Source organism: Photorhabdus sp. P32, from assembly GCF_038085095.1.
In the GTDB taxonomy this organism is placed as follows: Bacteria; Pseudomonadota; Gammaproteobacteria; order Enterobacterales; family Enterobacteriaceae; genus Photorhabdus; species Photorhabdus luminescens.
In genome coordinates this window covers 15716-29084 of record NZ_JAZGJN010000289.1, presented here as the reverse complement: position 1 = coordinate 29084, position 13369 = coordinate 15716, and the positions used below count along the sequence as shown (strand labels likewise).

Annotated in this window: 6 protein-coding genes and 1 pseudogene; 3 read left to right on the top strand and 4 right to left on the bottom strand. The window is 38.1% G+C overall.

Annotation, left to right across the window (positions count from 1 at the left end; translation table 11 throughout):
* Positions 1-182: 182 nt before the first annotated feature.
* From V2H77_RS19550 to V2H77_RS19540, 3 genes are all read right to left on the bottom strand, one after another.
* Positions 183-1916 carry an amidohydrolase gene (locus V2H77_RS19550; RefSeq protein ID WP_341500140.1) on the bottom strand — a complete coding sequence of 578 codons (1734 nt, stop codon included), beginning with the start codon at positions 1914-1916 and terminating at the stop codon, positions 183-185.
* A gap of 654 nt (positions 1917-2570) precedes the next feature.
* A complete protein-coding gene (locus V2H77_RS19545; protein WP_341500139.1) occupies positions 2571-3173 on the bottom strand; it encodes a lytic polysaccharide monooxygenase in 603 nt (200 codons plus the stop codon).
* 566 nt (positions 3174-3739) lie between these two features.
* A complete protein-coding gene (locus V2H77_RS19540) occupies positions 3740-5347 on the bottom strand; it encodes an ABC transporter substrate-binding protein (protein ID WP_341500138.1) in 1608 nt (535 codons plus the stop codon).
* A 519-nt stretch (positions 5348-5866) separates the two neighbouring features.
* Between V2H77_RS19540 and V2H77_RS19535 the strand changes: the two genes are divergently transcribed.
* The 3 genes and pseudogenes from V2H77_RS19535 to V2H77_RS19525 all read left to right on the top strand — a co-directional run.
* Positions 5867-8275, top strand: a complete 2409-nt coding sequence (locus V2H77_RS19535) for a DMSO/selenate family reductase complex A subunit (RefSeq protein WP_341500137.1) — start codon at positions 5867-5869, stop codon at positions 8273-8275.
* Positions 8276-8678: 403 nt separating this feature from the next.
* Positions 8679-10001 carry a M60 family metallopeptidase gene (locus V2H77_RS19530; protein WP_341500136.1) on the top strand — a complete coding sequence of 441 codons (1323 nt, stop codon included), beginning with the start codon at positions 8679-8681 and terminating at the stop codon, positions 9999-10001.
* A 62-nt stretch (positions 10002-10063) separates the two neighbouring features.
* Positions 10064-10171 (top strand): annotated as a pseudogene (locus V2H77_RS19525) (hypothetical protein); the annotation flags it as partial.
* Between the two features lie 124 nt (positions 10172-10295).
* Here V2H77_RS19525 and V2H77_RS19520 read toward each other — a convergent pair.
* Complete coding sequence (locus V2H77_RS19520; RefSeq protein ID WP_341500135.1) at positions 10296-13364, bottom strand: non-ribosomal peptide synthetase; 3069 nt, start codon at positions 13362-13364, stop codon at positions 10296-10298.
* Positions 13365-13369: the final 5 nt, after the last annotated feature.

The window sequence follows — 13369 nt, the reverse complement described above, 5'->3', positions numbered from 1 at the left end:
GACCACTTAACGTCGTTTATTATTCCGTTGCTCCCGAAACCTCGTTAATGACGATGCTGTTGCGAGGAATAATATAGCAAGCATTGATGAGGCTTTAGCCACATGCAATTCCGATAATCACGAGCACCAGCACATATGCTGGTGCCCAATCTAACACGTTAGAATATAACCGGTTTCTTTGTTCAGCAGGTAGAATGCGGCTGCGTTTTCTTTCCACCAATCCAGGTCTCACAGACTTTAATCTTGATGAGCTTGTCGTAATCAACCTCGTAAGGATTTTTTTCAAGGATAACCAGATCAGCGAATTTCCCGACCTCCAAAGAACCGATTTGTTCGGCTCTTCCGATATGAGCAGCTGCGTTAATGGTAACTGCACGTAATGCCTCAGTCAGATGAATTCTTTGCTCTGGGCCAATGACTGGAGAACCATTCACATCGCATTTTCTGTTAACTGCCGTGTGTATCAATTGAAGTGGTCCTATGTTAGAGCAGGGTGCATCTGTATGGAGCGAGAAAGGGATACCTTTATCCACACACTCTTGCGTTGGGTCCATCCGATTTGCGCGTTCTAACCCGAATAAGTCATTTTGATATGCATATCCATAATAGTAGACGTGGTTCATCAGAAAGCTTGGTTGAACGCCAAGATTTTTCATTGTATCAAGCTGATCAGGACGTGTAATTGTGCAATGCTCAATGCGGTTAATACCATTACTAGGATGCGTAGAATAACCTAACTGAATAGCCTCCAAGGCATCATCCAAAGTCTTGTCACCATTACAATGGATAAGAACTGGCCAACCGTATGTTGCAATATTGTCGACCATTGAGATAAGTCTTCCTTTGTGGTAATTAGTTTCCCCAGAGTGATCACTGTTAAGATATAGCTCTGTTTGAGCGGCTGTCTTGGCTTGGTTTGAGCCATCACCTACGATTTTCATCCCATAAAGTGTCATCGCAGCATCTAATTTCTGCATTGCGGCTGAGCCAACACCATATTTTTTAGACAGACAATCCAGCTCGTCCGATTGCATGCAATCAGCATACATCAAGCTAACACTGGCGCGGCAATTACCCCCTTCGACTACTTCTGCGTACTCACGGAGCAAATCAGGCAGTGTAATATTGGGCGGAACTACCACGCCAGCCTCATGAATAGTTGTATTGCCAAGTTTTGCGTTTTCGTCAAGCCATTCTATGATAGCTTCTTTTACTCTGAACTCAGTTAATTGCCCCTTTAACGCGGGGCCAATGAAAAGTTCTATTGCCTCCTCCTCATAGATCATCCCGTCATATTTTTTGCTTCCTGGATCGCCCTCTGTACCAAAATGACTACCATCTGTAAAAATGTTATTGTTGTCGTAGTATTTTGGGTCTTTATTAATATTAGCTGTGTCAAATGCTTTCTGGTTAGCTGTCGCCGTATGCATATTTATATAATAAACAAAAACCGGATTATCGGGCGCACAACTATCTAATTCCGACATCGTAAGGTTACCGCCCTGACGAAGATTGTCATATATCGAGAACAATAGCCAATCGTTCTTCTGCACGTTATTTGCCTTTGCCTTCTCTTGTATGAAGTTTAGTACTTCCTCTTTAGTCTTGCGCTCGTCGTTATAGCCACAATCGACGAAGAATCTTTTTATTACCGAACCTGTAAGTGTATGTTGATGTGGATCGATAAAACCAGGGAGAAGCGTGCGCCCCCCTTCCAGGTAGACCATCCGTGTTTTGTATGACTGAAATTTCTCTATATCATGAAAGGTCCCAACGGCCAGAATTTTTCCGTCTGCGATCGCTAATGCCTCGTATAGATTATAACTCCCGTCCATAGTGATGATGCGGCTACCACCTTTAAGGTCGGCGTGGAAGATAATATCCGCTTTTTTGTCAGGAGGAGGCCACGGCATCATCGTAGATGCCTCAGTGGCAGATGTCTCAGAGATTTCTTTATCTATCGGTCTTTGTGGTTTGCTAAGATGCAAAGCGCTTATTGTTCCCAGTAATTTTCCTACGCAAGCTTGGCACATAATCAGTTTCCTCTTGAGTTTATTTAAAATGCCCAGAATACGATATGCAGTCAATTTACTGATTTAAATTGTTAAATACTGAAAAAATTCCTCCTTTTTATTATTAGCTGGGATGTTATAAATAACTTTCCAAAATGGCGCTACACCTTATCTACCAAAAACCCTATGTATAACAATGAGTTGAAGAAAACCATGTGTGGCGGAATTATGAAACCTTATTTATACCTAATTTAGGATGATCCCGATTTCAGGAAAAATCAAGCATCTTTGAGCACGGATATAACTAAAATTGACTAACTTGTCGTTACTGTCACAAAACAAAGGATGTGAAAGTCGTAAGCATCTAATAGTGAAGGGAAAGAGATTAACCTAGATACCATGCTCAAAGGTTTTAGGCATGGGTTTAATTTTATTTTCATAAACATCTTTGTTTACATCGGAATTAACTTAGTTCAATAGATGGAACAAGAAATCCGATAAACAGGAACAGCATAACGCTGTTCCCGATAATAGTTATTTTATAAGATATACCAAATATCAAGCAGGGCTAATTGTTGTATCAATCACTTGGTAAAATGCATTTAGGGTATCTGATATTGTCCAAACACCCAGTATAACGTGATAGCCTTGATAACCCTCTGGTAAAATACATTTATTAATAACTCTGCTGCCCGGCATTTTTTCCTGATAATCCTCAAAGCAGAAAGGTGTACTATTAAATTGCTCTCTGGTTAAAGGTTTATTGGGATTCCAATCAGGTTTAGTAATAAAATATTCCCAACTTGCGGTTTTGTGTTGAATCACAATTTCCCATTGGAACTCAATATCACCGGCAGTAATAGGAATTTTTTTCCAGCGATCTTCGGTTTGAACATCCAATGCGCCAAAATGACCAATACCAGCGCTGGCAATATGGCCATCTTCCGGACCAGCTTGCGGAAAGCCTTTCTTAGCTTCAAGAGATTGAGGCTCATACTTGACCAACCCACAATCCGTATTTTGTTCATTTCCCTGTGCAGAACAAAGGAATGCGCGACTTCCTGGGCTATCAATATAACCATGAGCCCATGCGCTATTAGATAAAGCTGTAATCATCGTAGCGGCTAAAGTCATCACTTTCACTTTATGTTGTTTATACATAATAGTGTCCTCCATTTTACAGGATAATTTATCTACGACAAATAAAGCCCCAGGACTTAAATATCAATTCTAGATAAATATAATATAATTATCCATTTCATAAATTGATTAATAATCTAATTATATTAAGTTATTGAAGTTTTGTTTAAAATATGCCTGTTACTATTTTTTATAATATAAAACGATATGATTTTCCTAATTTATTTGACATAACTCATATAATAGGCAATTGATGCTTCTTAGGTAACATCCGTTATCTTAAAAATACTTATTTATAGTCATGGTGATATATTCCTATGCAAGTAATTCAAATAAAAAATTATCGATATTTGGATGGTAGAAAAGTAAATGATGGGAACGGTATCGTGCTAGGTAGGGATAACACAATATCACCAATAACAAAATGGAATAAATAATCCGTCATCAATATTTATATTGATATTGATGATTGACTTTTACATAACTCTGATTTTATATTAAATAATAATTCACCAATATATTACGGCTTAAAACAACCAAACTGTTCAAAACCGTAATATCTATCTAAATACTACAATAATATTCTACTAATTCTTAATAACATAAAGATCTTTTGTCGACACAAAACCCAATGGACTCATATAATACCCACCAATATAAGGTTTGACTAATCTGACGCCGATATAGTAATAAACAGGAATTGCCGGTACATCTTTTGCCAGAATATCTTCTGCTTGCTGAAAATATTTTCTTTCATTTGTTGCTTTAGCTTTATTTATCAAATCATCATAAGCAAGATTGCTATATAAGAATGTATTATTAGAACTATCAGTAACAAAGTTATTTAAAAACGAAGCAGGATTATCATAATCAGCAATCCGAGCATATCTCACCATCTCAAAATTACCTTGACGAATAACATCCAACATGGCTTTTCGTTCTTGATTCTGCAAAACAATATCTACATCCAAACTTTTTTTCCACATTGAAGTCGCCGCAATAGCAATCCGTTTATGCTCTTCTGATGTATTATAAAGAAGTTTAAATTTCAATGGGTTATTTTTATTATAACCCGCTTCATTTAATAATTTCCTGGCTTTATCAATTCTTACTTGTTGTGTCCATGATGCATAATCAGGTTGCCCTAAATCCATTCCTCCAGTATTGGGTGGCGTATGATTATAAGCGGGTTCTTGGCCTTGCCCTAAAACTTTATTCGCGATGATCTCTTTATCCAAAGCCAGATTTAATGCCTGTCTGACTCTGACATCATTAAAAGGCGCTTTTTGATTATTAAAATCATAATAATAAACACCTAATGCTGGCGTAATATGAACCTGATCACCTAATTTAGTCTTTAAGGATTTAAATAAAACTGATGGAATATTCTTAGTGATATCGATTTCTCCGGCCAAATAACGATTTATATCTGCTGTTTCTGATGCTATTGGAAGATAAGTGACTTTATTAATAACAGTGTGGGCATTATCCCAATATTGTGAATTCCTGACGCCGACAACTTTCTCATTAACAATCCATTCGGACAACTTAAATGGCCCACTACTAACAAATACATCGGGACGAGTCCATTTTTCGCCATATTTTTCAACCGCTTTTTGGCTAATCGGTACCATGACAGGATACGCCAGCATCTGTAAAAAATAGGATACCGGTTGTTCTAACGTCACTTGCAAAGTCAAATTATCCAGTGCTTTTACACCTAATTCATTGATTTTTTTCTTACCAGAAACAATATCTTTAGCATTGACTACGTGCATGTTTCCAAGATAACTGCCATACGGAGACGCAATTTGGGGATCAACTAAACGCCGCCAGCTAAAAACCACATCATGAGCAGTAATAGGGGAGCCATCAGACCACTTTATTCCTTTTCTTAGATGAAATAACCACACTTTATTATCTTTGGTTTCCCAACTGAAGGCTAAATCAGGATTGATTTTTCCATCGCTGCCTGCGCTGACTAATCCACTGAAAAAATCATGAACAATATTAAATTCCACATCATTTTCAACTTTATGAACATCAAGAGACACAGGTTCTGAACCATTATTGCGAACGATATCTTGATCAACTGACAATAATGTACCTGCCGGAATAATTGCAGCATGAGATAATGCCAGATTGCTAAATATAATGCCTGTGAATAAGGATATATTCCTCAATGTTTTATTCATCGTTTGTTCTCCAAGAAGATCTCATTTTGGGGTATCTGTTTCAGGGAAGCCAGTTATTTGATAATTAAGGTTTTTATGCAATCTTGCAAACCAAACTTCAGAATGTTTATGACTATTTCAGATGTTAAGTTAAAATTATATGACTCTATTGAATACCCTATTTTGCATGCGAGAGGTATAACTATCATTAAGTATTAGTATAAAATATTTAGCGCTACTCCATCAATATCATGAAATCTAAATAGTAAATTTATATACATCCTGAAATATTCACTCATGATATGAGTTATTTTAAGACATTCATTTCAGCACCAATTTGTTAATTGTTAACCAGATTTAGCAAAACTTTTCAATAAAATGTGATCTATACCCAATGGATTTCAAGATGCATCGCGAAGGCAAGGGAGCGAATCCCCGGGAGCATAGGTGACCGGGGTGAGTGAAGCCAACAAAGAGCCAACTTGAAAGATAACGGGTAAAAATAACATCCAACGAAAGAGATGCAATGTGGAGGCGAATATGAAATATAGCAAAATCAATCATGAAGCCAGTAAACAGAATGATAACCTGACCGTCAGCCGTCATCGTTTTATTCAAGCGAGTGCGGCGCTTATATCTATTCCTTTTATTTCTACCCGCCAGGCAACCACCGAAGAGAAAACAAATCAGGGCTCGCTACCGATTCATGTTATTGATGCGGGAGAAACAAAAGTCGTACCTACCTGTAGCACATTTGATTGCGGAGGAAGATGCGATATCCGAGCTCATGTTCGAGAAGGTGTTGTTACCCGCATCACCACCAGACCTGATCATGAACTTGATGAATCAATGCCGATCATGCGAGCTTGCATCCGCGGCAAGGGTTATCGCAAATTTGTTTATCATCCTGATCGTTTAAAATATCCGATGAAACGAGTTGGTAAGCGGGGAGAGGGGAAATTTGAGCGAATCTCCTGGGATGAAGCGACAACCATTATTGCGGATAAACTGAAACACATTACTGAAAAATATGGCCCGGCTTGCCGCTATGTTAGCGTTAATACCGCAGTAATCGGCGGTGTATCATCAGGTGATAAAATGTTACGTCGCTTACTGAATATTACCGGCGGGCATTTACAATTTTACCATTCCGTAAGTATGGGCAATACAGCGGCAGCGACACCTTATACCTACGGTGTGGCAACTTCGGGTAGCACGCTGGATACCTTGGAAAATACCCCTTTGGTGATCCTTTGGGGCCATAATCCGGCTGAAACTATTTTTGGTCACTCCAACCACTATTTCCAGAAGATGAAAAAGAATGGCGCCAAATTTATTGTTGTCGATCCTCGTTATTCTGATTCTGCTTCCTCGTTGGCTGACCAATGGATTCCTTTGCTGCCAACAACTGATAACGCATTAATGGATGCAATGATGTATGTGATTATCAGTGAAAACCTGCACGATAAAGAATTTATCGATCGTTATACGATTGGTTTTGATGAAGACAATATGCCGGATGGCGTTCCTGCCAATGAATCTCTAGTTGCTTACCTGACAGGCATTAAAGATGGCATTGTGAAAACAGCGGAATGGGCCGAAAAAATCACTAAAGTGCCGGCGAATATTATTCGTCAGCTTGCCCGTGAATATGCCAGTACTAAACCCGCAGCCCTGATTCAGGGATGGGGACCACAACGTCATATCTGTGGTGAGCGTGTTGCACGTGGTTCAACAATTTTAGCCACAATAACCGGTAATGTGGGTAAAAAAGGAGGATGGGCCGCCGGTTTCGGTGGTGTCGCAGGTAATAAATCCCTCTATGGACTTGATCTTGGTAAAAACCCGGTAAAAGAAAAAATCTCCGTGATGAACTGGGTCCAGGCAGCCGATGATGCCAGTAAAATCACCCCGGCAGACGGTTTAGTTGGCGCCGATAAGCTGAATACCAATATCCGCATGCTATTCTCGCTGGCCGGTAATTACCTCGCAAATCAAAACCCAGATATCAATCAAGCAGTAAAAATATTAGCAGATGAATCTAAAATTGAATTCATTGTTTCCAGTGATCTTTATCTAACACCAAGCGCCCGCTATGCCGATATTTTATTACCGGAAACCAGTTTTATGGAACGCTGGAATATTGCCTATCCTTGGGGCACCGGCAGTTATTTCATTCTGTCATCAAAATTGATCGAACCTGAATTCGAACGGCGTTCTGATTATGAATGGATACGCGAAGTGGCAGCAAAACTGGGCGTTGAACAGGAATTCAGCCAAGGCCGTGACGAAAAAGCGTGGATAGCCCATATTATGGAATCTAATCGTCAGACTATGCCAAAAGAAAACTTGCCCACTTTTGAAGAATTACAACAAACACACAAACATCTTTTCAAAATACCGCCTTATGTCGCTTTTGAAGAAAATATTCGTGACCCAGAAAATCATCCATTCCCAACGCCTTCAGGAAAAATAGAGATATTTTCTAAACGCCTGTACGACATGCAACATCCAGAAATCCCGGCGTTGTCACATTATGTGCCAGCATTCGAAGGGCCAGAAGATCAATTAACTGAAAAATATCCACTGCAACTAATTACCTGGAAAGGTAAAAACCGCTCCAATTCAACACAATATTCAAATCCTGGGTTAAAGGAAGTACAAACGCAAAAGTTGTGGATTAATCCGCTGGATGCGCAGAAACGCAAAATTAAACAAGGGGATTTGGTTCGGGTATTTAATGACCGAGGTATTTCTATGATCCCGGCGGAAGTGACTCAACGTATTATCCCCGGCGTGGTGGCAATGCTGACCGGCGCATGGTGGCAACCGGATAAGAATGGTGTTGATTGGGGTGGTTGTGTCAATGTGTTGACATCAACTCGTAAAACTCCGCTTGCACACGGAAATTCTCATCAAACATTACTGGTCGAGGTCAATAAAGCATGAGTAAATTCAATCTGTTATCAGTAAGACAACAATAATAGATTTCTATCCTTATTACTCACAAATATGAAATAGGTAAAGTATATCCCGAAATAATTTATTTAGAAAATATTCTTGGAGAAATAAAATCATTTCTTGATAGATGATTTTATTATGGATGTTGGGCAATTTGTTAGTAATGATATCATTTCAAATGAATCATAAATTACTCTATAGATTCGACGTAATGCAGTTAATCTGCATTATTTCAATGCTTCCATCCTAAATAAAAAGGTAATGATAAAATGAGAGAGAATAAAAAAGAAATAATCGTACAGGGTTTTACATTACGGCCGGACAAGAACTCATTATCAATATTGAAGGAGAAATACGTGGTGCTGTAAATGCCGCGATTGGCGTTCCTGAATTGAATAAACCTGTGAAATATTTGCTAACCAAAGGGTTAAATAAACTTAGACCGAGAAATGAAGGTTTACTCTGTTTTTCTAACAATAATAATAATGGTTATGTAAAGATTACTGTTGAATCAGAATTACAGCAAGTCCCATCATTTAAACTAAATGAAACCAGTAATACAGATTGGGAAAATATGATGGGGTTGTATTCTGACGCACCTGTCGTTCAACTTAGCAGTGAACGAGCCATAATTGTTGTAAGATACCAGAGCGCTAAGAAATATCTTACTGATCCCAATGTATTAATGAAATATTATGACGACTTTATTCGTTTTCAGGATCGCATATCAGGGGTATTAGAAAACGGGAAAGCAGATTATAAGGCAGACCCAAATAAATCATTATATGTAGAATCAGATCGCTTTTATATGTTCTCTACACATGGGCATATGGGTTTTAATGGTGATGCGGCCTTGAAACGATTATTAACGACCAATAATGGATGGGGGATCTGGCATGAAAGTGGGCATCAAAGACAACAATTTCCTTATAGTTGGAGCAATGGAACAGGAATGATGGAGGTTACAGTAAATTTGTACTCTTTAGCTGTTCAAGAAGGGATTTATGGTAGAGCAAGTCAGCTAGACAAACATTACCCGAAGATTAAAGAGTATTTAACTGCGGAGAAAAAGAATTTTGACACTCAGGATGTTAATATAAAGTTAGGAATGTTATGGCAGTTAAGATTAGCATTTGGTAACGGGTTTTATCCTCAGCTCCATCAAGTTTATAGAATGATGGATTCACTACCAATAAACAATAGCGATAAAAAACAACAACTTATAATCTCATCATCTCAATTGGCGAATATCAATCTGGCAACTTTCTTTAATAAATGGGGTATTACACCTAATGAGAAAACATTAGAAATATTAAAAACACTGCCATCGTTAGAGAAAAATATATGGGAAAATGATGACAAAAATTTGATTACAATAAAAATTCCACAGGAAAAGTATATTCCCGAATTAGCTTATTTTATGAAAAGTATAAATAAAACGTCATTAAGTGAAAGTCAGTTTGAATTCACTATTGATCGTGATTGGTACACACCATATCAATATGTTATTAAAAAGAACAATCAATATCTCGCAGAGATAAAAGATGGCAAACCATTTAATTGCAATGCAAATTTAGATGAAAATGGCTTGAATGTAAAAGTTTCTCATCATTTCATTTTAGATGATCTAATTGAAATTGAAGTCAGGTTTGCTGGAGACAAATATGCCATTTACAACATGAAGGTTCATGATTTTAAATTATCATATTTTTAAAGTTATCCAGCTATATTATTAAATTATCTACATATTGAGAATGAATTAGGCAACCACACGAGACAACACGAGTTTACATTACCCCTGATGACAAATATCCAGTAATAGCTCCTTTATCAAGCGGAGCAATATGCCAAACATTGCCAGGTCGCGGGCTAGGCTCAGAATAAGCTATTTGTGAAACATTGGACCTCCGGCGTTTTCTAACGGTAACCGGAGGTCTGATTGCGTATAGAACAACAGAAAGATGCGTTTAATGTATCTTTCTGTTTTTTTTAGTTAAAAAACGATACCTTATGGCAGATAACCATTTTGTATCCAATAGGAGATATAACGTTCCAGTAGTTGATTGTTCATAGGGGAATAGAACTCATGCTTTCCTTTTAATGCCGATTCTGTATTTTTTGTATCATATACAGGCATATTTTCATACAATTCCCATCGGGTGAGTTCCCCATAAACCTTTTCGGATAACATAGGTAATAATGGCATTAATGGATTATCTTCCAGAGTAGGATCTGTTTCCAACTTCTCCAGCCATTCGGAATAATGCAATCCTTTAAGCGGATAACCACATTGATTAAGTAATTCAAAAAATTGGATCATATCGATGGATTGTTGATTATCAGGCGTCGCCAGATGATATGCTTTTCCTAATCCACTATTATCCTGAGAAATATTAAGCAAAGCTTGACTGATATAATTGACTGGAACAAATTCTTTCCGTTGATTATTTAATAATGGATAAGCATCTATCTTTATACAACCTTGTACCAATCGGGCAATAAAGTCCTTCGGATTACTGGTTCCTGTTAAACTATCACCCATAATAAAACCGGGACGATATACCGAAAGAGGAATACCCCTATCTCTGGCTTGCCATATTATCCGTTCAGCAACCCATTGGCTTTGTGAATATCCTGAATCATATTTTAGCCCATTCAAATAAGGCATGATGTCATCGTCTTCATAAATTTTGGTGACAGATGAAAATAATTTAGCAGGGCCAAAAACAGCCGCTGTAGATACATAGTGCAAAGGTTTTACTTTCTTTCTGACGGAGAAACGCAGTACATTCAGTGTTCCTAAAATATTTCCAGAATAATGTGCTGAGTATGGCTGAATATAATTTACATGTGCCGCCAAATGAAAAATAACATCACATTCAACAGAAAGCTGTTCATAAAGTTGTTGGTTCAGAGCCAACAGAGGTTTTGAGAGATCACTGGCAATAACGTGTAATCGAGAAAGGAATTCTTCTTTCCATAGGCCGTATTGATTCAGGTTATCTTTCACCCGCGCTAACGCTGAATCATTATTGTGAGCACGTACCAGGCAAACAACCTGATTAATTTCGGCTTTTGCTAAAAGATCACGTAAGAAGAAAACACCTAGAAATCCAGTGGCGCCGGTTAAGAGTACTCTCCCTGTTTTTGGTGTCAACCACGGCTGGAGTGGTTGGGACAGCGGCTGAATATCTGAAGGAAGTAAACTGTCTTTAAGCATAATTGCAAGTAAATCCGAGGATTCTTGTTTATTTTGTTGGAGGTTTTTTACTAATTTTCGCGGTGTGGGGGCATCATATAAAATCTGAACTGGCAAGTGATACTGCATCTTGCGCGCGATTTCAATAATGAGTCTGGAAGCCTGTAATGAACTCCCTCCTAGCTGGAAGAAATCACTGTCTAGCGTAATATCATACCTGTCTAAGGTTTTCTGCCAAATATCTAAAACAACGGACTCTTCTTGACTCATTTTTATATCGGATTGAGATAACCGCTGTTGTTCCTGATACTTTGAATATTCTGTCAGTAAGCGTAATCTATCAATTTTACCGTTATTGGTAAGAGGGATATGCTCGACAACAGTGAGCCGAGGCACCATATAATCAGGCAGAGAGAGATTAATCCATTGGTGTAGCGTTTGTTCCGAAAAGGTCTTTGAATCTTTAGGAACGATAAACCCAACGAGATAAGGTTCTATATTCTCTTTTTTTACCACAGATACAGCGGTTGATTTCAATAGTTGGCTTTTTAGCAGTTGAGCTTCAATCTCTTCAAGTTCGATACGATGACCACGTATTTTTATCTGATTATCGACTCTCCCCGCATACATAAAAATGCCATCAGGGCGCTGCCAGCCTAAATCACCTGTTCTGTATACTCTTTTAAATTCATTATTCTTTTTAATATCAACCATCATAAAACGCTGAGAATTAATTTCCGGGCGATTCCAATAACCACGAGCTAATCCCTCTCCGCCAATGCATATTTCGCCTATTTTACCCGGGGCGACAAGCTGTTGATTGTCATCCAAAATATAGATCTCAGTTTTATCAACTGGTTTCCCAATTGGCACATTGTCTTCTTCTGTCAATTGATCCGGCATGATCTCATAGATTAAAGCAACGACGGTACTTTCAGTTGGCCCATAACCGTTCATTAAATGTTGTGGAGGAGATGACTGTAAAACTTTACGCAAGATATAAGGATTTAAGGACTCTCCTCCGACAATAAGATAACGTAGGCCACGGAATGCCTGAGGACAACTATTAGCAACTAAATTGAATAAAGCGGTTGCAATTACCACCAAACTCACTGAGAATTGTTCTAATGTTGCTTTAAAAAGATAAGGTTCGACAACTGTCTTTCTCGGAATAATGACTATCGAGGCTCCATTTAATAATGCTCCCCATATTTCAAATAAAGAAATATCAAATGTAGTATTAGCAATGCAGGCGATCCTATCAGTATTTCTTAAGTCAATATAAGTTGGATTGACTACGAGGCGAATAATATTTTTAGCTTCAATTTCAACTGCTTTAGGTATTCCCGTTGTACCTGAAGTGAAAAGAATATGAGTCCGATGATTTTTTCTACTATGAACATTAGAGAGATAAACAAACTCTGAAGTTTCCGGCACATCTTGATCCATAATGACGAAATTTGTCGATAAGGCGCGCTCTTTAGATTGAATATCGGTTAATGTCAGATTTATTTGTAAATCTTGCAGCATAAAACATAACCGCTGATCAGGCATACTAGGATCAAGGGGAACGCAGCTTCCACCTGCGAGTAAAATAGCAACTTGGGCAATGATATACTCAATTCCGGGCTCCAATAAGATTGCTACAGGCGTTTCATGCTGTACGCCAATTTTATATAAATATACTGCCAGTGATTGTGCTTTCTGAGTTAATTCCCGATAATTTATCGTACATTCTGTGGTAGTTATTGCTGGATGATCAGGATATTCCGTAGCCTTCTGTATAAAAATATCAATTAAACCAGAGTGAGTAGATTCTTTTGGTTTTTCCTCTACGAATTGAGAGTCAGAAATAGTCTCTATATATTTTTCAATCATACCTA

What these genes read in the sequence shown, in the direction of transcription:
- V2H77_RS19520 (WP_341500135.1), bottom strand. Translation starts at nt 13,364, where the DNA reads ATGATTGAAAAATATATAGAGACTATTTCTGACTCTCAATTCGTAGAG.
- V2H77_RS19545 (WP_341500139.1), bottom strand. Translation starts at nt 3,173, where the DNA reads ATGTATAAACAACATAAAGTGAAAGTGATGACTTTAGCCGCTACGATG.
- V2H77_RS19550 (WP_341500140.1), bottom strand. Translation starts at nt 1,916, where the DNA reads ATGATGCCGTGGCCTCCTCCTGACAAAAAAGCGGATATTATCTTCCAC.
- V2H77_RS19535 (WP_341500137.1), top strand. Translation starts at nt 5,867, where the DNA reads ATGAAATATAGCAAAATCAATCATGAAGCCAGTAAACAGAATGATAAC.
- V2H77_RS19540 (WP_341500138.1), bottom strand. Translation starts at nt 5,347, where the DNA reads ATGAATAAAACATTGAGGAATATATCCTTATTCACAGGCATTATATTT.